General features: G+C 29.8%; 17 protein-coding genes and 1 pseudogene. 16 read left to right on the top strand and 2 right to left on the bottom strand.

Translation table 11 applies throughout. From position 1 onward, the window contains the following. Nucleotides 1–74: 74 nt before the first annotated feature. The 3 genes from bsdtw1_RS17455 (at nt 75) to bsdtw1_RS17445 (ending at nt 902) form a co-directional block, all read left to right on the top strand. Complete coding sequence (locus bsdtw1_RS17455) at nt 75–338, top strand: hypothetical protein (protein ID WP_183278826.1); 264 nt, start codon at nt 75–77, stop codon at nt 336–338. Between the two features lie 65 nt (nt 339–403). Further along, nucleotides 404–625, top strand: coding sequence for a DUF1659 domain-containing protein (locus bsdtw1_RS17450; RefSeq protein WP_183278825.1), 222 nt, complete (start codon nt 404–406; stop codon nt 623–625). A 55-nt stretch (nt 626–680) separates the two neighbouring features. Continuing rightward, on the top strand, nt 681–902 hold the full coding sequence (locus bsdtw1_RS17445; protein ID WP_183278824.1) for a DUF2922 domain-containing protein: 222 nt from the start codon (nt 681–683) through the stop codon (nt 900–902). Nucleotides 903–1,141: 239 nt separating this feature from the next. On the opposite strand, the gene bsdtw1_RS17440 is transcribed toward bsdtw1_RS17445, so the two are convergent. Then, nucleotides 1,142–2,641 (bottom strand): hypothetical protein, encoded by a 1,500-nt coding sequence (locus bsdtw1_RS17440; protein ID WP_183278823.1) that lies wholly within the window; start codon nt 2,639–2,641, stop codon nt 1,142–1,144. Nucleotides 2,642–3,490: 849 nt separating this feature from the next. Between bsdtw1_RS17440 and bsdtw1_RS17435 the strand changes: the two genes are divergently transcribed. The 8 genes from bsdtw1_RS17435 to bsdtw1_RS17400 all read left to right on the top strand — a co-directional run bounded on the left by bsdtw1_RS17435 (nt 3,491) and on the right by bsdtw1_RS17400 (nt 12,432). Next, nucleotides 3,491–5,206, top strand: coding sequence for a type I restriction-modification system subunit M (locus bsdtw1_RS17435; protein WP_183278822.1), 1,716 nt, complete (start codon nt 3,491–3,493; stop codon nt 5,204–5,206). Further along, nucleotides 5,199–6,530 carry a restriction endonuclease subunit S gene (locus bsdtw1_RS17430; RefSeq protein ID WP_183278821.1) on the top strand — a complete coding sequence of 444 codons (1,332 nt, stop codon included), beginning with the start codon at nt 5,199–5,201 and terminating at the stop codon, nt 6,528–6,530. The genes bsdtw1_RS17435 and bsdtw1_RS17430 overlap by 8 nt, the downstream gene beginning before the upstream one ends. A gap of 182 nt (nt 6,531–6,712) precedes the next feature. Beyond that, complete coding sequence (locus bsdtw1_RS17425) at nt 6,713–6,940, top strand: DUF3791 domain-containing protein (protein WP_183278820.1); 228 nt, start codon at nt 6,713–6,715, stop codon at nt 6,938–6,940. A 40-nt stretch (nt 6,941–6,980) separates the two neighbouring features. Continuing rightward, a complete protein-coding gene (locus bsdtw1_RS17420; RefSeq protein WP_183278819.1) occupies nt 6,981–7,466 on the top strand; it encodes a DUF3990 domain-containing protein in 486 nt (161 codons plus the stop codon). Nucleotide 7,467: 1 nt separating this feature from the next. Then, on the top strand, nt 7,468–7,695 hold the full coding sequence (locus bsdtw1_RS17415) for a hypothetical protein (protein ID WP_183278818.1): 228 nt from the start codon (nt 7,468–7,470) through the stop codon (nt 7,693–7,695). A 150-nt stretch (nt 7,696–7,845) separates the two neighbouring features. Beyond that, entirely contained in the window at nt 7,846–10,848 is a 3,003-nt protein-coding gene (locus bsdtw1_RS17410; protein ID WP_183278817.1) for a type I restriction endonuclease subunit R, read from the top strand. A 53-nt stretch (nt 10,849–10,901) separates the two neighbouring features. Beyond that, nucleotides 10,902–11,675 carry an SMODS domain-containing nucleotidyltransferase gene (locus bsdtw1_RS17405; protein WP_183278816.1) on the top strand — a complete coding sequence of 258 codons (774 nt, stop codon included), beginning with the start codon at nt 10,902–10,904 and terminating at the stop codon, nt 11,673–11,675. A gap of 1 nt (nt 11,676) precedes the next feature. Continuing rightward, the gene (locus bsdtw1_RS17400; RefSeq protein ID WP_183278815.1) at nt 11,677–12,432 is read left to right on the top strand and encodes a hypothetical protein; all 756 of its coding nucleotides are present in this window, start codon (nt 11,677–11,679) and stop codon (nt 12,430–12,432) included. Between the two features lie 367 nt (nt 12,433–12,799). On the opposite strand, the gene bsdtw1_RS17395 is transcribed toward bsdtw1_RS17400, so the two are convergent. Continuing rightward, nucleotides 12,800–13,390 carry a sigma-70 family RNA polymerase sigma factor gene (locus bsdtw1_RS17395; RefSeq protein WP_183278814.1) on the bottom strand — a complete coding sequence of 197 codons (591 nt, stop codon included), beginning with the start codon at nt 13,388–13,390 and terminating at the stop codon, nt 12,800–12,802. 68 nt (nt 13,391–13,458) lie between these two features. Here bsdtw1_RS17395 and bsdtw1_RS17390 point away from each other — a divergent pair, with 68 nt between their 5' ends. From bsdtw1_RS17390 to bsdtw1_RS17365, 5 genes and pseudogenes are all read left to right on the top strand, one after another. After that, nucleotides 13,459–14,160, top strand: coding sequence for an N-acetylmuramoyl-L-alanine amidase (locus tag bsdtw1_RS17390; RefSeq protein ID WP_183278813.1), 702 nt, complete (start codon nt 13,459–13,461; stop codon nt 14,158–14,160). A 272-nt stretch (nt 14,161–14,432) separates the two neighbouring features. Further along, a pseudogene (locus bsdtw1_RS23540) lies at nt 14,433–14,843 on the top strand (DUF3888 domain-containing protein). Between the two features lie 832 nt (nt 14,844–15,675). Further along, nucleotides 15,676–16,140 (top strand): hypothetical protein, encoded by a 465-nt coding sequence (locus bsdtw1_RS17375; RefSeq protein ID WP_183278810.1) that lies wholly within the window; start codon nt 15,676–15,678, stop codon nt 16,138–16,140. A gap of 6 nt (nt 16,141–16,146) precedes the next feature. Beyond that, a complete protein-coding gene (locus tag bsdtw1_RS17370) occupies nt 16,147–18,948 on the top strand; it encodes a hypothetical protein (RefSeq protein WP_183278809.1) in 2,802 nt (933 codons plus the stop codon). Between the two features lie 10 nt (nt 18,949–18,958). Continuing rightward, on the top strand, nt 18,959–21,739 hold the full coding sequence (locus bsdtw1_RS17365; protein ID WP_183278808.1) for a hypothetical protein: 2,781 nt from the start codon (nt 18,959–18,961) through the stop codon (nt 21,737–21,739). Nucleotides 21,740–21,741 lie beyond the last annotated feature (2 nt).

Raw genomic sequence — 21,741 nt, 5'->3', positions numbered from 1 at the left:
AGACTTTGAGGCATATAAGCTAATTAGAAGAGTAATAAATTGCTCAATTAAATAGCAAGGGAAGGAATGATTTTATGATTAAAGATTCTATTTCAATTAATTCAGAAGAGGTACTGAGCTTTGATAAGATGCAGATAGCTTTGGCAATAAGAGACTCTACCTATGGAGATGAACTTAGCTGCTCACTATTAGAGAATGAAGTAATAAAAAATTGTGAAGGATGCTCTTTAAAATATATCTGTGGCAGACTTGATGAATTGGCTGATGACTATACCGAAAGAACCACAAAGGTTGTAAATAGTTTTAGCTTTGAAGAAGAATTTGGTGAGGCAGAGTAGACCCTAAAAGGTAGGAGAGTATCTAAAGCTTTGAACACTAAAAGCTATGAGAGGAGGTGACAAGGATGGCAACAGCAATATTAAGCGGTAACGCAATGATCTTAAAGTATAAGACTGGAACAAATGACAAAGGAGACGATACCTTCAGCAGCCAAAGGTTTTCTAATATAAGACTAGACTTAACCGATGATGATTTATATTCAGTAGGAAAAGCTCTAGAAGGTTTAATGAGCTCAGATATAGTTTATATAAGAAAGCAGCAGGATTATCTAGTAGAGGATATATAAATTATAAAGAAAATAGCAAATTTAATTACAACTTCGCAGAAAGGAGGAAGTGAGAATGGAAACAAAATATTTGGTCCTTACATTTAAGAATGAAAGTGGAGATAAAATCAATCTATCGATAAAAGGTGTCAAGGATACTTTAACTGCAGCTGAAATATCAACTGCAATGGATGTAATAATAAGTAAAGATGCATTCTTTAGTTCTGGTGGAAAGCTTATTCAGAAATCTGGAGCTCAAATAATAACTAAGAATGTTGATGAATATAAGGTGGGATAGAAGCAAAGCAGTCTGAGATATGACTGCTTTTATTCTATGAGATACAATTTAAATTTATAAGTTTAAAAGTTAGTAATATTCATTGTTGGTTTTATATACATATTTTCCCTGAATTGAGTACTAAAAAATACCGCATATTCATTTTGGATAATACGGCATTTTCATTAATTTAATATTTAAATATATCTTAGTAATATTAAAAAATTAGTTATTTAGTTTAATAGATTAGATGAATTTTGTTATAAAACATCAGCATAAAACTTACCATTATCTTCTATAAAAACAACTTCTGCCGGAAACATATTCATTCCCATATTAGCTAGTCCTACTACAGACATTGACCATTCGCTTAAATCTTTAGGCAATCTATAACAATAATTTCCTTTAGCTTCTGAAATAGTAGCCAATGGAATACCTTCTCTGCTAAATCCAATTGAAAGAACACTACATTTGCAATGTCCATTCGTGAACTTCAATAACGGTTGACGTCGTACATCAAAAAACACTTTTGCGCCTCTTTTATTGAAAAAATAGTTCTTTGCATCTGATGATATTGGATTAAGTGGAAGTTTATTTCTCATTCTGTCAAAGTAATCTTCAAGGTACTCACATGCATATGAGTTAAAATACTCGCCCTGCATATCAACATTCTGTTTTCTTATTTCTTCCGTCGAGGAAAAATGATTCATATAATTTAAAAACGCAATCAACATTATTAAGTCATCAGAGTACTTACCTGAAAAGGTTTTATACCAAGCATTATTTAATTTACAGACGATTATATACAACTTCTTGTACAATTCTAATTGGTCTTGGCTAAGCAAAAACCATTCCTTGCTTAGAATTTTCTTTTGAAGTTGTTCATCAGAAGAATTATACCTCAATGAATTATGCAATGATTTAAGTAATTTGGAAAGCAAACCAGCCAACATATCAGAAATACGGACTCCTATTGAGCATTTTGAATCAACTTCTATCGCAGTACTAAAACCGACCTTTTTAGCTGCATTTAGTGTATTGCTGCTTTCGCCCTCTTTATCTATTACCAATATAAAATCATTTATTGCTCGCTCTGTTATGTATTTTTTAAACCCCAAAAAAGCTATATCATAATTCCATTCGATAGTACTTACATCGTGAATATCATATAAAATCTCTAAAATTTCTTCAAAGGCTTTAGTTTCTCTTTGTTTTAACGATAAATTCACCTTGTTTTGTTGAATTCTATCTTTAAAAAAAGCTTTCAAAGTTGCTACAAGTTCTTCTGTATTTTCAAATATACCCTCAATTATTTCTTTTGGTTGATACATTAAAATCGCTTTTACAATTGAATACTTCATAGCATCAATATCACAGAAAAAGCTATTATTATAACCATAAAAGAGCTGAGAAATAATAAATTCGATCTTACTTATTACAGAAAAGTAGACTTCAATATCACTATCGAATACTAAAAGGAAATCAGTAAGAAAGCAAACATTACTTTTATTCATAGAAGCAAATCCGTTCTTAAATTGGCTCTGATTAAGTGTCTGACTTTTTAATTCTCCTTTTGATTTACGATCAGTGTACTTTTCTTCGAAAGCAGCATACTTCTCAAAGACCGACTTTTCGCTTTCGATTTTCCAACCAACAATAACAGCTATAAAATTATCATAGTAATTCGTAGCATTTACCGTATTAAGATTGATTTTTCTGCTATGCTCTGATTCGTCATAATAGAATCGGTATTGTACCATGTTTTTATCCTCCCCTACAGTAAATAATAATTCATCTTTACATATTCTAATTTATAGAGCAGTTTAATATCGAACTAACTCATATTATATACCAAATAAACTATAATTTACATGTGTTTTAAATACCGTATTATTCAACTTTTAATGAACGATTTCCTATCCTTTACTTATGTCGGGATCTTTACTATTAGTATTCTTTTATAACCTGAAAACTTTAAAATTGGTACTAAGCCAAATAATAAGCTAGTTTATGACATTATTATAGAAATGAATAAGGACACTTTTTTCTATGACAATCCTCATGACATCCAAACAGCTCCTAACCTAAAACTCACCCCTAAAAAAATAATCTAAATCTCAACTTCCCATTGTAAGATTATTTTTTTACAAGTGAGCGCTTCTAACTGCGTATGCACTTAAACTAAATTGTCCTACAAAAAAGTCTTAATCTAATATCCACTCCCTATATTATAAGTCAACAACCTACCTATGCTGTCCCTCCCTTATTGCTTACAATTTCATAAATTTATAGATGTATTGCTCCAGAAACTATCACTGGGTTTTAAGCTTGCACACTTCGCCAAACATGCTGTTTTGTAGCAATGACATAGGACAGGCGCTTTTAAGAAGGAATATTGGGTCAATGCCTATCCTATTTACAAGCTACTATTAAGCATTCCTTTTGGGTCACAGCTTGCACACTGCACAAAACAATGTTTAGCGGCTACGCCCAAATGTACAAGCTTTTAGTGTTTATTTTATAGAACCTTGTTTTGATGACTCGATTTTGAAAAATCGTGTTATAATTATATATAACAAATAAATCAAAAATAGGGAGAATTATTACAAATGAGTATAAGTTTCAACATAAATGAAAAAGCAAATTTGATATGGGCAATAGCTGATAAATTAACAGGAGTATATAAGCCACATGAATATGGTGAAGTTATTCTTCCACTTACTGTTATCAGACGTTTTGACTGTATATTAGCAGATACTAAAGAAGCGGTTTTTAAAAAGAATGAATCAGTAGGCCATCTTCCTATGAAGGATGTATTTTTAACTAGAGAATCAGGATATTCATTTTATAACACAAGTAAATATGATTTTGAAAAGTTACTTAGTGATCCTGATGGGATTGAAGCTAATTTTAGATCTTATTTAAATGGATATTCTTCAAATGTTCGCAGCATAATTGAAAAGTTTAATTTTGATGGTCAGATAACAAGGCTTGCAGAAAAGAATCTTTTATATATAGTTATTCAAGAGTTTACAACTCCTAAGGCTGATTTGCATCCAGATAAAATATCTAACCTCGAGATGGGATATATATTTGAAGAAATCATACGTAAATTCTCAGAAGCACATAACGAGGATGCTGGACAGCACTATACTCCAAGAGAAGTTATTGAGCTTATGGTTAATATTCTTTTTGATCATGATAGTGATCTATTAACTGGAGGTATAGCTAAGACAATTTATGACCCTGCCTGCGGAACTGGTGGTATGCTTTCTGTTGCAGATGATTATTTGAAAAAGCTTAATAATAACGCTGAACTTATAAGCTTTGGCCAAGAAATAAATGATCAAACCTTTGCTATCTGTAAAGCAGATATTCTTATTAAAGGTGGAAATGCAGATAATATAAAGAATGGAAATACATTATCTGATGATCAATTTAAAGAAGATAAGTTTGACTATATCCTTTCCAACCCTCCCTTTGGACGTGAATGGAAAAATGATAAAGCTGCAGTTGAAAAAGAAGCTAAGCTAGGTTTTGCAGGACGCTTTGGAGCAGGACTACCAGCAGTAGGGGATGGGCAAATGCTATTCTTACAAACTGCTATTTCAAAGATGAAACCTCAAGGCTCAAAGGTTGCTATTATTCATAATGGTTCTCCATTATTTACAGGAGATGCTGGTAGTGGACCTTCTGAAATAAGAAGATATTTATTAGAAAATGACTTGTTAGAAGCTATTGTAGCCTTGCCAAATGATATTTTCTATAACACAGGAATAGCTACTTATATATGGATAATATCAAACAAGAAGCCATCCTATCGTAAGGGAAAAGTGCAGCTTATTAATGCAAGTGAACTTTATGAAAAACGCAGAAAGTCCCTAGGAAATAAGAGAAATGATATTCCTAAGCATTATATAGATGAGATAACAAAACTATATGGCGAGTTTAAAGAAACAGAAATAAGCAAAGTATTTGATAATGAAGATTTTGGCTATGCAAAGATTGTTGTAGAAAGACCTCAGCTTGATGAAAATGGAGAAATTGTACTTAAAAAAGGAAAACCAGTAGCTGACACATCCCTTCGTGATACAGAAAATGTACCACTAAAAGAACATATAGATGAATACTTTAAAAGAGAAGTGCTACCTTTTGCACCAGATGCATGGATAGATAAAAGCAAGACAAAGATAGGCTATGAAATACCATTTACACGTTACTTCTATAAATACACTCCACCAAAGCCAGCTATGGAGTTAATGGCTGAGATAATGGAAATAGAGATGGAACTATCAGGAGCTTTGGAGGAAATATTCAATGACTAGGAAGATGAAGGACAGTGGGATTGAATGGATTGGAGAGATACCTGAGGATTGGACTATTATGAAGTTAAAGTCAGTTGTTGAAACAACAAAAGGATATGCATTTAAATCAGAAATGTTTTCAGATAATGGAGTTCCAGTTGTAAAAGCAAGTGACTTGAAAAAACAAACAGTTGTAAAGAGTGAAGCTTTTATTAGAGAAGAAATAGCAAATGATTATGTAAATGTCAAGCTATCAACTAATGATATTCTGATGTCAACTGTTGGAAGTACACCGGATGTAGTAAATTCAGCTGTGGGTCAATTAGCACTTTTACCTAAGGAGTTAGATAACTCGTTATTGAATCAAAATGTAGTAAGATGGATGCCTAAAAAAAGAGTCGATAATTTATTTCTTTTCTACTATTTATCTACCCATGCTTTTAGAAAGTATCTTGATTTAATTGCGCATGGTACAGCAAATCAAGCTAGCTTAACATTGAAAGAGATGTTAGATTATAGTGTTCCAATTCCAACAGATAAGGAGCAACTGAAAATAAGGAATTATTTGAATACTAAGTGTTCTAAAATAGACGAAACTATAGAAAAACAAAAACAGGTAATTGAAAAGCTAAAAGCATATAAGCAATCAGTTATTACAGAAGCAGTGACAAAGGGATTAAAGCCTGATGTACCAATGAAATATAGTGGAATTGAATGGATTGGGGAAATTCCTGAACATTGGAATTATTTTAGAATAAAGTATAATACTTATTTAAAAGGCAGAATAGGTTGGCAAGGATTAAAGGCATCTGAATTTATTGATGATGGTCCGTACTTAGTTACAGGAACTGACTTTGAAGGGGGAAGTGTTAACTGGAATAAATGTTATCATATTTCAAAAGAAAGATATGATGAAGCACCAGATATTCATATAAAGATTGGCGACTTAATTATAACTAAGGATGGAACTGTTGGAAAATTGGCGTACATAGATAGCTTACCAGGATTAGCGTCACTAAATAGTCATTTGCTAGTAGTGAGGCCTACAACAGAATATTATACAAATAAGTACTTATTTTGGGTTTTGAGTAGTTCAATCTTTAAGATGTACACTGGATTATCTCAGGATGGATCAATAATGTCATCGCTATCTCAAGAAAAAATAAATAATTTTAGTTTTCCGATACCTACAATTGAGGAGCAAACTAGCATAATTTGCTATCTAGAGAAAAAATGCAGTGAAATTGATAGATATATACTACAAAAAGACGTATTAATCCAAAAACTAACCGAATACAAAAAAAGCCTAATCTACGAATGTGTCACTGGTAAAAGAGAAGTATAGATGGCATATAAGATAAATCTAAGATATATACACTGCTATATATTTAAGTACATATAGTGGTGTATAAGCTTTACTTAATGCTAAAATTGTAGTTTTGGTGCAGAATATATAGTAAGTTAGCATCATTAGATAATCATGATTTTATAAAAAATATTAATTTTAAGAAGGTGTTGAGAGCTTTGATGAGTGAGTTAAATAGGGAAGAACAGATAATAGAGTTTGTTTCTTTTTGTATAGAAAATTTTAAAGTGAAGCACAACATGAAGGGAAAGGATGTAGCTAACCTATTTAAGGATAGTAATGCAATTCATTTTTTAGCTGAAAACTATGATATATTACACACACAGGGTAAGGATTATATAATTCAGGAAATTGAGATATTCCTAAGAAATAGGGGATATAACTTTTAATAATTGCTGTGTGCTTAAAAGAATGCAGGAGGGATAAATATTGATACTATACCATGGTAGTAATGTTAAGGTTGAGAAGCCTGCCATATTAAAAGCCAATAGAACTCTAGATTTCGGAAATGGCTTTTACACTACTTCAAATAAAGAGCAAGCCTATAAATGGGCAAAGATAAAGCAGGCTAGAGAAAATTCTACTCAAGGTTTTATAAGTATATATAAATTTGATGAAGATATTTTTAATGATAAAGCTATAAAGACTATAGTTTTTGATGAAGCAAATGAGCAGTGGCTTAATTTTGTAATAGATAATAGGATGAATGCTGGGTATACTCATGACTACGATATTATAAAAGGACCGGTAGCGGATGACAGAGTTTACGCTTGTCTTAATGCTTTTGAAAACAAGTTTATGGATATTGAAACTGCAATAAAAGAACTTAGAACATATAAACTAGCAGATCAAATATCTTTCCATTCTATAAAGGCCCTTAGCTTTTTAGATTTTATTGAATGCGAGGTGATTTAGTATGCCATTACCAGAGATAACACAGGACAATGTTCATATATTCATTCCATTAAAAGTTGCAAAGGTAACTGAGATGTTGTCAAAGGACAAAAAGATAACTTGGGAAGAGGCCTTACTAGAAGTCTATAATTCTAAGGTATATAGTGTGCTAGAGAAAGAAGATACTAAGCTGTGGTATGAAGGCCCTACTTATTTATATAAAGAGCTTGAAGATGAGATAGAATCATAGCCACCAGTAAGATTTAATATAATTCACTTTGTGTTTTTAACTAAGATATTATCTAAAGAATTATTTGAAGAGAAATTATCTAAGGCAGCAGAAATAGCTAGAGTTAACTTTACATTAAAAGAGTTAGAGTAGTAGGGGATGGTATAAAAGATGACGGATGAATTGATTAAGGAAAAGAATTTTGAAGAGGCTATTGAAGAATATCTTATAACAAAGGGTGGGTATGAAAAAGGTAATCCTAAAAGTTTTGATAGAGAGTTAGCTTTAGACAAAGAAACTCTTATTAACTTTATAAAATCAACCCAACCTAAAAAGTGGGAGAGATATTGTACTGTTTATGGAACTTCTGCAGAGGATAGCTTTATTAAGAGATTTTGCAAAGAAGTTAGCACTAATGGACTTTTAAAGATATTAAGAAAAGGTTTTAAGGATAGGGGCATTGAGTTTAAGGTTTGTTATTTTAAGCCTGAGACTTCGATGAATTATGAGACTGTAGAACAGTACAATAAGAATATACTTCATTGTACAAGACAGCTTCATTACTCTCTCTTAAATGAAAATAGTATTGATATAGTATTATTTTTGAATGGTATTCCAGTGGTATCTATGGAGCTTAAATGCCAGTTTACAGGGCAGACAATATCTAATGCTATTGACCAGTATAAGCTTGATAGATCAGGCAAAGAGGCTATATTTGAGTTTAGAAATAGAGTATTAGTTCATTTTGCTGTGGACTTATATGAAGTGTATATGGCCACAAGATTAAGTGGTAAAAACACTTATTTCCTTCCATTCAATCAAGGTTCTAACGGTGCTGGCAATGTAGGGGGAGCGGGAAATCCTCTTAATCCGGATGGTTATCAAACAGCATATCTTTGGGAAAAGGTACTTTGTAAAGATAGATTAATGGAGATACTTCATAAATATCTTCATCTTAAAAAGGAAGAAAAAGAAGATAAGGAAGGAAAGAAGTATACTGAAGAAAGTCTAATATTTCCTCGTTATCATCAGTTAGATGTAGTAACTAAGCTTCTTTCAGATGTTAAAGAAAATGGCGCTGGAAGGAATTATTTGATTCAACATAGTGCAGGAAGTGGTAAGTCTAACTCTATAGCTTGGCTTGCTCATAGACTTGCTGGTATTCATAATGATGAAGATGAAAAAATATTTCAATCAATCATAGTTGTTACAGACAGAAGAGTACTAGATAGTCAGCTTCAAGAAACAATCTATCAATTTGACCATGTACTTGGAGTAGTTGAATGTATTGATAATAAAAAGCGTGCTATTGATTTAAGAGATGCTATAAATACAGCAAAGAGAATCATAATTACTACACTGCAAAAATTCCCTGTGATCTACGATCAGGTAAAAAAAGATGGAAGTAACTTTGCTATTATCGTAGACGAAGCTCATTCAAGTCAAACTGGAGAAGCTGCAAAAAAATTAAAGAAAGCATTAGGCAATACTGAAGATGTATTAGAAGAGTATAGACAGATGGAAAGTGAGTCAGAGGAAAATACTTCTGATTTCCAGGATGAATTAGTTGATGAACTTTTATCCCATGGAAGATTAAACAATCTATCTTTCTTCGCCTTTACTGCAACTCCAAAGGAAAAGACCTTACAGATGTTTGGAGAAAAACAAACAGATGGAACTTTTAGAGCTTTTCATATTTATTCTATGAGGCAAGCTATTGAAGAGCATTTTATCTTAGATGTATTGAAAAATTACACTACCTATAAAATGTATTATAAGATTGCTAAGAAGGTAGCTGATGATCCAAGCATTGATAGCAGCAAGGCAAGTAAGGAAATCTCAAAGTATGAGTCCTTGCATCCACATAATTTGGCACAAAAAACTGCAATTATGGTAGAGCATTTTAGAAGTATAACAAAGAATAAAATAGATGGACATGCTAAAGCAATGATAGTTACTTCTTCTCGTCTTCATGCAGTAAGATATCTATTAGAGTTTAGAAGATATATAAAGGAACAAGGCTATACTAATTTAGATGTATTAGTTGCATTTTCAGGTACTGTTAAAGATGATGATGAAGACTTTACAGAGGAAAAGCTAAATCATGATAAGGATGGAAAAAACATTAAAGAAAATCAACTTAAATCTCAATTCCATACTGATGCTTTTAATATGCTAATAGTTGCTGAAAAGTATCAAACAGGCTTTGATGAACCATTACTACACACTATGTTTGTGGATAAAAAATTGTCAGGGGTAAAAGCTGTACAGACACTCTCAAGACTTAATAGAACCATGAGAGGAAAGGAAGATACATTTGTTCTTGATTTTGTAAATTCAGCAGAGGAAATACAGAACTCCTTCCAGCCTTATTATGAAGCGACTGTATTAGAAGAAGAAACAGATCCTAATGTTATTTATGATTTGAAAAATAAGTTAGATGAGTATCAAATATATCAGCAATTAGAAGTAGAAAGATTTGCAGAAGCATATTATTCAAAGAGTGATAAGAATGTACAATCTACTCTTACAGCATGCATTAAACCAGCCTTAGATCGTTATAAGGCTAAAGAAGATCATGAGAGAGATGATTTTAAATCATACTTAGCAAGGTTCATACGTATTTACTCCTTCATCATACAAGTATGCCGTATGTACGATAAGGATATGCAGAAGTTTTTTGTATATGCAAAACTCTTAGCTAAATGTCTGCCTCCATCTGGGGAAGATGGACCAGTAGAAATTTCAGATAAAATCATGCTGGAATACTATAAGCTATCTAAGACCTTTGATGGAAGTATTGCTATGGAAAGCACAGATGACTATCTACCTAATATAAAAGGCGGAGTAGGTGGAAGAGAAAAGAAGAATGATCCACTATCGGTGATTATTAATAAGATGAATGAACGATTTGGAACAGAATTCTCAGAACAAGATAAGGTTCTAGAGCAAATGAAGCTAGACTTTGCTAAAGATGAAAAGATTGTTAATGCAGCAAAAGCAAATGATAAATCCCTATTTAAATATCTATATGAACAAAAGTTCAAAGATGTAGCTGTTAATCGCTATGAAGAAAATGATAACTTCTTTATGAGCCTCTTTAGTGATGAAGCTAAAATGAAGTTTATCATGGATATGATGGCTGAGGTTATATTTAAGGAATTAAAAGGGTAAAATCTGTAATTTATAATTATGGTAGATATATTATTGAAAGGGGAATACAAGGTATGTCAGTTAATAGCTATTTACAAGACTTAGGAAGTTCACTAGTATTGAACTCGAATGAAAAAAGTAGTATAACAACATCTATTGATACGCTCAAGACGAGATTAACATCTTATTTTGGGGATGAGATTATAGATAAAGTAATTTTTGGATCTTACACTCGTGAAACTATATTACCTAGAAAAGCAGATGAAGGATCAGATATTGATTTAATGGTAGTGTTTAAAAATCCTAACAGTTATAAGCCACAGTCATTTCTAAATAGACTCAAGAATTTTGCAGAGGCAAGATATAGCACATCGGAAATTTATCAATCTAGCCCAACTATTGTATTGGAACTAAACCATATAAAATTTGAACTTGTACCTGCATATGTATACTTTAGCATGTACTATATCCCTAAAAATAGTAGTGAGTGGATGTACACAAATCCAAATGATTTCAATAACAAACTTGTAGAGTGTAATAAAAATAATTCTTATAAAATAAAACCAGTTGTAAGGTTGTTAAAACATTGGAATATACAAAAGAATTATCGTGGTTTATATTCATATGAGTTAGAAGGCAAAATTGCTAATGAAATGACTTATGCATATATAAATTGTACAAGTTATACTGATTTCCTAAAAAGTTCATTATATAAGCTTAGAACATATTATAATGCTGATAAAATAGATAATGCAATTTCTAAGATTGATGAAGCATTGCAAAATGAAAAAAATGGATATCCATATACAGCCATGAATAAAATAAAAGAAGTTTTCCCGGAGCTTTGAAATGGCAAGACGCGATGATGTTAATCAATTGTATTTGTGGCCAAATAGAATAGAAAGTATTATTAAATGGTTGTTTTGGATTAATGTAGCTTGTTCTTTAGCTGGCTGTATAATTAAAATCAGCACAGTTGCTAACATTTTATTAGTAGTTCAGATTTTAGCATCTGTTTTTTATGTTGTTTTGAAAATAATAGATGATAATTTTTTTTGGTACAATGCAGAGAGTGTTCGTAGAGAAACTGCTATAGAAAATGGGCTTGGAATTGATATTACAGAATATGAAACAAATGAATACTACAACAATGACCTGCCTAATAATTTTATGAAGTTTTCTGTAAATGCTTTTGAAAGCATAATGTTTAGTAAGACAACTGCAGGGCGAATGATGTTGAATGAAAGTGCCAGAATCACAGCTGCTCTTTTGGCTTTTGTTTCTACATGTTTAGTTTATAAAGATTATGGCATTATGTTGGTAATATCTCAAACAGTATTTTCTGCTTACTTTGTTGAGGAATTTGTTACACTTGTTGTTTATAAGGTAAGATTAGAAAAACTATATGATTCCTTTTATAAAGAATTAATTACAATCGGTATAAAGTCTGAGGAACAAAAAAGTTTATTACTTGCTTACGCTATTGAGTATGAGGCGATAAAAGCTCATTATAAGATTAGATTATCACAAAAGGAGTTTTGGAAGCATAATACTGAATCTAGCTTGAAGTGGAATCAGATTTGTAAAAAAATAAAAGTGTACTGATTTATTGGATTGTAGTTATTATTTTAATTTATGATAATATACTTTGGCTAAAAGATTAATGAATCAATAGATATAGTATAGCAATCGTTAAGTATACTATTATCGAATAATGTAAGTATAGCTTAATAATAAATAAAAAAGAAAAGAATATTAAAAACTTATCTAATTATGTGAGTAGAAACATGAGATAATAGGTTTTGCTAAGATAATAATGAATTTTATCATGGACATGATGGCTGAGGTTATATTTAAGGAATTAAAATGAGACATAAGTTTTAATAGTAAAACCTATGTCTCATTACATTTTTGGTATGGCTATAAGATGTTTCTTTAAATTATACTTGAAGAGAGTTTGTGGAGCAATGACCTAATTTATGAGTATATGTTGCTTTTCTACTCTAAAGGCGAGCTTGAGTTTATTAAGTATATTAGTTTTCAAATCAACTACCTTGAAATAAGGAATCATCTTAAAATCAGAGTACTTTTTCATAGAGTAACCTTTAAAGAAAATATATCTTATAAGCTCTTTCTCTTCTTGAGTTAGAGTATTAATAATAGAGTTTACATGAGATTTTACTTGATTGCGGTAAATGATATCCTCAGCAGAAATCAAATCGTAACAAGTTATGTTTTCCAAGGTAGTATCTAACATTACTACCTTAGAACCATCAGTTTTCTGTCTCCTTACAGATTTTCTTATAAGACAATTTACTGAATTCTTAATGGCATTAGTAGAGTAAGCCACAAACCTATGTTTTTCAGGTTGATAAAGCTTTATGCAATTAAATAAGGTTTTATAGCATTCATTTCTTATATCTTCAAATTCATATCCACTTACAAAAGACTTCTTACATAGATTTATTATAAAAGGGTTAAACTCTGAAACTAATGTTTCTTTAGCCTCTTCATTATCTGCCTTACAAAGCAGTACTAGATTTTCAATATGTTTATAATCCATAAAATATCACCTCTTAACTAAAATATATGCCAGTCGGCATATATCTAAGGAAAAGGAGGTAGATATTCATGAAAATATCAAAACTAGCTATAGATATAGGCCACAATGTTCAATTTGATGGGGGAGCAGTAGGTATAAGATCAGAAAATGAGCTTAATTATGAAGTAGGAATAAAGCTTATAGAAAAATGCAGAGCTGCAGGCTTGACTGTTATTAACTGTACTCCAAGGAGTGCAACTAGTCTTTATGACTCTCTAAATCAAAGAGTTGAAGCTGCAAATAATAACAATGCTGATTTCTTTATTTCTATTCATCATAATCTATGTACTGGAGGTCATGGATCGGAGATATTATGTATTCCAGGAGGAAGAGCTGAAGAAGCTGCTAAAATAATACTACCTGAGATTGCAAAGTTAGGACTTACTAATAGGGGAGTAAAAGCAAGAAATGATTTGTTTGTACTAAAAAACACTAATATGTCTGCAATACTTATAGAATGTGCTTTTTGTGATAGTCCTATTGACATGAATAATTATAATCCAGAGAATATGGCAGAGGCAATATTTAAAGGTATATGTAGGGCATTTGAGCTGAATGTATCAGGACATAATGGGCCTACTGAGCAAGTTAATTATTATACAGTAGCAAGAGGAGATACATTATGTTCAATATCTAAAAGATATGGAACTACAATTGAAAAAATAGCTTCACTGAATAATATTGCTAATGATGACATTATCTATGTAGGGCAGAAAATTTTAATCAAATAGAACGTTTTAAATATATATTATATAAGTAAGTGCCGTAATATAAATAGATAATATCGGTTGCTATTAAACAAGCCCTTATATGATTCGATTTTAATTGTAGCTTATGAGGGCTTAATTATTTGAGAAAGAAAAAAACAGTTCTTTGGAAAATTGTTATCTAATTAAGAGGAATGTGAATAACTTCTGCTTTAGAAGTAGCAATTACTATTGAGTATACAAATATCCTTATTACTAAAAATATATTAATCTCATCAGAAAGGAAAGTGATTTTAATGAAAAAGTTCTTATTAATAATATTCTTTATGCCAACTCTTCTATGCGTACCTTCTTATTTTACTGCTAGTGCCTCTGAGCAAATAAATCTAGTAGAAAAATATAATTATAATTTACAAGAAGAATCAAAGGAGGTTTTATATAATGACATTATCATGGCAATGCTTAGTCCTTATATAGATAGTGCAGTTGAAAAATACTATGGAACTCATTATCTAGTAGCTCCATGGGCTAATAAAATAATAAGCATAGAAAGACCTAACTGAGATAGAACATCTTATTTCATCATGGAAATTGAGATAATGCCATACACTGGTCCTCATAATTCAGTAGGTATTGATCGTATAACAATAAGTATAGATTCAAGTGAAATTAAAGTTTTAAAATTTAAACATCTTCAGTCATTCTGAGCAAGATAAAGGATGATATTAAAAGAGTTTGTGCAAGCTTTTGGAGCCTATAATAATCGGACCAGTGAGTAGTGCTTAAAAGAGATTATCAAAGGCTATTGAAGCTTGTACAAACTTTCCTATTTGGCTTAAATGAAAATATAAAGTTTAATATGTGTCAGCAATAGGAGAAGCTGGACCAGCTAAGCAATGCTTGTACTTGATAAATGGACATGCATTGCTGCTAGTATGGCTTCTCCTTTTGCTGATTTTGTTTATAAGAAATTGAAGTTATTAGAATATGCCTTCAGCATCTTATATCATATTAAGTTAGTAGGAGGAACGGGAGGGAAAGCAAAAAAAATTAAAGAACAAATGAGACTGGTAGGGGAGTCGCAGTATCATCTGTACCTATAGTACATATGCTTGTCCATTTGGGCGTAGCCGCTAAACGTTCTTTTGTGAAGTGTACAAGCAAGGACCACAGAGGAATGCTTAAAAGCTTGCTTGTAAATAGGACTGGCGTTGACCTTAGATAACTGCTTAAGAGTTGCCTGTCCTATGTCATTTTCACAAAAGAGGGTGTTTAGCGAAGTGGACAAGCTAAATGTAGTTTTAGAATTAGTTATTATACAATAAGTTAACATGGAATATAAGGAATAATAAGGAATTAAGTTTCAATTTGTAGTATAATGGAATTAGATGGCAAGTGAGCAAGAAATATAATTTTATTAATTTATGAAGATAAATATTATTATATTTCTGGATAAGCTCATTATGTCTATAATGGGAAGTTAATAAGGAATTTTGACTTCAATCTACATTATGGCTAATAAGAAAGGAAGTATAATAAATGGGGACATGTAGTAATTATAAGAGCAACGGTAATGAGATGATTGAAATTGAAATAGAAGATAAGATGATTTCAGATGAAGAAAATCATGATTTATACATATTACAAAAAATAATCGCAAGTATGTTTAAGAAATATAAGGAAGATTTATCAAGTAAGGAGCTTGACTATGAACAGAAGGATATTATTTCTAAATTTGAAAGGGTGATAAAATGTATAAGATATCAAGTAATAGATATCAAAGATTTATATAAAAAATTTGACGATAATCTAGAGTTATTGCTTGAGTTAAGTGAGGTTGTTTCAATTAGACAATCAATTCAGGATCTACTAGATGAATATTTTACAATTTATAAGATTAATAAACTTCAAATTAAATTTAGTGTAGATAAAGATGATGTTATAGAAAAAATGAAAAATTATTTCGACTGTAATAAAATAGAGATAGTTTATAAGGAGGCTTAATAAGCTTTGAAAACTCTGAAGATAGATAAAAATTGCGTATATAAAATTAAAATTGAAAAGCTAGATGAATTTGAAGATTCATTCTTTTCTGATGTTTATTATAAAGCTACAAAATCTTTAATTGATATAATTGAGAGTAACGATAAAATTAGATCATCTAGTTGTAAAAATTCTAAAAATAAAGAAGATGACTTTAACAATATCATTTCTTTTGTAGGAGAAAGAGGATCTGGCAAAACGTCAGCAATGATAAGTTTTAAGAATAGTTTAGATCAATTAAATGGTATAAGTAAAATAAAGCAAGATAATGTGTTGCAAGAAAATTATAATAATATAGCTAAATATAAATTTTGTGGGTTAGATACAATAGATCCTTCTGTTTTTAATGATAAAGATTCCATTATTGAAATTGTTGTAGCTGAAATGTTTAAAAAGTTCAAAGATAAAGAAAGTCAGGATTACATTAAAAAGCAAGAGCTTGTTAAAAAATTTGAGATTGTATATAAAGATTTAAGAGCATTAAATAAAGACAGGAATAATATGTTTAATGAAAATTCAGATAGTCTTGAGGTTTTAATGGATCTATCAACGGCAATATCTCTAAAAAGCGATATGACAAAATTAGTGAGTTCATATCTTGAATATATGCAAGAAGATAAAGATTATGTGAATATGAGTTTTTTAATAATTACTATTGATGATTTGGACATGAATATAGCTGCTGGAGAAAAAATGATTGAAGATATAAGAAAATATTTAATTATTCCTTCAGTTATAATAATGATGGCAGTAAAATTTGAACAGTTGGAAGAGGTTGTAAAGCAAAAGAATATAAATGATTTAAAGGTTTTATGTAATTATTATAAAAACGTTGATGAAATTACTGAAAAGAGAAAACAAGACCAAGAACAGGAGCAGGAATATTTGACAAAATCCTTAGATGAGGAATTGAATAATAAGACTAATAAGTATTTAGAGAAGACTATTCCATACAATAAGCGGATATATATGCCAAACGTATATGCTAGTGATGCAAAAATAGAAGTTCATTTGGATAATTTTGATTATAAAGAAAATGGGTCTATAGAAATATTTATTATCAAAAATTTTTATAAATATTTAAGATATAGTATAGTAACAAAAAATCATTATACTGCTATAATACCTAAGAATTTAAGGGGCCTTGTAGATTTAATATTCTTATTTTCAACTTTTCAAAATGTAGAACCATATTATGGGGGCATTATAAATAATGATAGCATTGTACATAATTTAAAAGCTATAAGCCAATATTTTCATATCATGATAATTGATAAAATCAATAATCATGATATGATAAGTTTTCTTGAAGATTTATTAAAATGTCCAATTCAACATATTAATAAGAGTATATTATTACATTTAAATACAAAATTATATAATACAAATAAGAATGTTGATAATCATATATTAAATTATTTAAATGAACTACATAAACTTCGAAGAAATGTAATAGATGAGAGCGTTTCACTTGGAGATGTAGTATCATGGATGAAACTATATGAAGATAGTGCTATTTTACATGAGGAAAAGCAATTCTTAGAATTGCTAAAGGCAGTATATTCAATTAGATTAATAACTGAACTTTATATTGGATCCGAAGAACTTGTACATATTGTAGGTAAAGATGTAGTTGGCAAATATTTTGAATTTGTTCGTAACAAGCATGCCAATAAACTTGAGGTTGATGTTGAAATTCATGGCTTTAATTTAAATAGTTTGAAGTATTCAATTTCAAATAAGTCTGAATTACCGGAATATGTTAAGGGATATATTGATATGGAAAGTGTAGAAGAACTTGATGGAAATAAATTTTATAGATATAAGAACGAATTAATCACAATAAAAGAAATAAATACATGGTCAGATAAAGCAGAGTACGAGGAAATTATACAAAAAATTAATATGTATTACTCATTGCTAGAGCCTCAATATACAGAGCAGAGCACTCAAAAATTAGCAAAACTTTATAGTAATCAGTCTAATACAGTTGATGAAAAAAATGATTTAATTAAATTTTATTTTAAGCCTTTAAGCATTTTAGGAGTAAATGATGATATCTATGAAAAATTAAACTTATCAATTGATAAAGAAATAATATCAGAAGATGTTGAAAAATGGAATCATTATTTAGAAAACGATAATTATATTTTATTTTTGAATATAGATTTTTATATGAAAGCACTAAAGGAAATAAATAAAAAATTACATAAAGCTAGGTTTGACAAGAAAGACAATTCTGGAGCAATTATTGATGAAGTATATAAAATAGTGGAAGATAAATTTTCTGAGCTACTAGATGTCCTTAAACATATTGAAATAACTAATCCAATATCTGATAAAGTACAAAGTAAAAAAATTGATTTAGAATTTATAACAAATAATATTATTATAAAAAGACCAACTGTTATAAAAAATCAATATACAGAAGAAGAAAAAAAGCCTCAAGTAGATAAGTTTAATAGATTGAAAAAATACCTTAGGGACTTACAGAAAAAGTATAATGAACTTAATAAGACAACGAAGGATACATTCTCACAGTTTGAGTCCACAATCAAAAAAAATTATACGACTCAGATTACAATACTAAATAATGAAATTCCTATATTAAATATCAAAGATATTAATAAGTTATTTGAGAAGTTATTAGGTATAGTAGATATACGTAAACAGGATATGAATGAAGAAAAAGAGAAAGCTAGGATTGACTATATAATTAATGATAGTATACAAGAAATAGATAATATGATAATAGAACTAAAAAAGTAGGTGGTGTAAAATGGATATATTAAAAACACCTCTAATTGCAATATTTAAAGAACAAAATCCATATAGGATACTAGCAAACTACTTTAGATTTGATAACTTTAAGGGTAATAACTATGGAAGTTTGAATAAAAATGTTTTTATGGATTTATGTCAGCAAATAGATGCCCAATATTCAAAAGATGATGTGGAAAATATTTATTATATCACTGAAGATGCCCTTCAAAAAAATGTTCAAGGTCATGATTTTGGTAAATCAGCTTTTAATTTACTTATAAATTATTCGGAAAAAATGCTCGAGAATCATGGAAATAATGTGAAATGCACATATAAAGATTTGCTAAAATGGAGAATGGTATCACTCAAGTTAGATCAGGATTTGCTTATAACTTCTTTCTTGGCTTTTAAGGATTTGTTAATGCACGTAAAAAGGGAATATTTTGATTGGGACACTATAATTAAAAGTAATAATATTAGGTTACACAATATGCTTTCCAATGGAATGGCAGAGAATCATTTTCATCTTAAAGGTTCTGCTCCAAATTTTAAATTAAGCTGGGTAGCACTAATGAATGATATTAGTAATAGGAAGTTGTGTAAGCTAGATGGGGAGAGTAATAGGCTTGAAAAGGACTTAGAGGGTATCATTAATATAGAAGATTCTATAGTCATTGCAGCTCTTATTAGAACTATTTTATTTATGGAGATTAATAAGGATTTGTTATTATCTGAAGATAATAAACAAGGAAATTCTCAAAGGGAAATGATGACTATATTAAAAACTATAATAAGTTCAAATGGAGAAATCAATAAAGAGTTTATCTCAGTTTATTCAAGTGACATTCAGTCTGAAATAAATACATTAAAATTTATATTTGGCTCAGATTTAAGATATAAGAATAATTATGTTAAAGTGGATTATTCGCTTACAAATGATATAAAAACACAGGATAAAGCTACAAGATTATTTCAAGGCGAGAGAGCTTTTATGTATAAGTGTTTTCAGAAAATTTATAATGGGGATAAAGAATTCAGTAAGAAGGCTGACTTGTTCTATGTGTATATTATAATTAAAAACAAGGTAAGAGGTGAACTTATTCAGCAAAATAATAGAGTAGGTTTCGCTAACTTTGCGGATTATCAAGATAGAAAAACGGGGTATTTAAAGAATAATACCATATTAAAAGATGCTGTGGAGCCTTTAGCTATTTTGACATCTATAAAAAATCAAAATGTTTTATCAATTGAAGCTAGAGTGATTCCATCAGAGATGAAACAGATAAATATAACCAATATTAAAAATACAGATAAATTAATTTGTAATCAGATTTATAATGATGGAGATAATTTTTGGAGAAAACAATATGAGAATTTGAATGAACCCAAAAATGAATATTCAATTTCAGAGAGAGAAATTTTTGCTGACAAAGAAGAAAAAAATGATGTTAAAAAATTACTTGATAATTATTTTTATGTATTTCATTTTCCAAAGATTAAGGATCCTTTAGAAATAAAAACAGAAAAAGATCTTAACTTTTTGAATAGATGTAGACATTATAAATATAGAAAACAATTAAAAAGTTGGGGGATAGCTATTTATAAAATGAGAGAAGAAAATCAAGAAATAGCTAGTAGAGTACTTGGAATAGACGCATGTTCAAATGAATTGTATATTAGGCCAGAGGTTTATGGACAAGTATTTAGGTTTTTAAAAGGACATTTAGCAATTAATGATTATCAAAGACAATTTATTAAAGGTAAAAGCATTTCTAAACTTAGGGCTACATATCATGTTGGAGAAGATTTCTTGGATGTTATTGATGGATTAAGAGCTATAGATGAGGCTAAAACATTTTTAAACTTAACTCATGGTGATAGATTGGGCCATGCTATTGCTTTAGGAATTGATGTACAGGAATGGTACCGAAAAAAATGCTATAGAGTTTACTTGAGTAAACAGGAGATACTAGATAATATTGCGTGGTTAATAATAAAGATAAAAAACTTTAATATTCAAAGTTGTTCTGACATAATTGATAAGCTTACTGCAATTTACAACAAATATTATATAGAGATTTATACTGATAAGCAAGATGGCATATTTGAATATAATTCACAAGTTACTGGGGATTCAGAAACTAGTAAAACGGTGATACCTGTTGATACTTATATGGAGTCATGGAAATTAAGAGGTGATAATCCACAATACTATGTTAATAATACTGTGAGACTAGGTGTAAGCTATTGGGATAGATGTGCCAAAAGAAGTAATGGCAATATTATTAGTAATAACAAAGTTATAGAGGAATTATATGTTAGATATCATTATGATGCAAAAGTAAAAGCAAATGGATATAAAAAAGAGGTATTTAAAATTGAACCATATATGATATATGCAGTAAAAGAGGTTCAAAGATGTATGCAAGTGAGTATTAGAGAGTGTGGTATAGGTATTGAAAGTAATCCCTCATCTAATGTTTTAATAAGTACCTTCAAAAGATATGATAAACATCCAATTCTGAATATGTACAATCTTGGATTAAAAATTGATGAAAACAAAGCAGAAAAATATCCTCAAATGTTTGTTTCAATAAATACTGATGATCAAGGTGTTTTTGATACATTATTAGAAAATGAATATGCTTTGATGGGAATTGCTTTAGAAAAAGTAAAAGATAAAGATGGTAATTCGTTATATAACCAATCAATGATTTATGATTGGCTTGATAGAGTCAGACAAATGGGGTTAGAGCAGAGTTTTAAGATAACTAATAATAGTAAAAATAGATATTAATT

The organism is Clostridium fungisolvens (genome assembly GCF_014193895.1).
GTDB lineage: Bacteria > Bacillota > Clostridia > Clostridiales > Clostridiaceae > Clostridium_AR > Clostridium_AR fungisolvens.
Note: the sequence above shows the minus strand (reverse complement) of the source record. Positions and strands in the feature narration are given on the sequence as shown.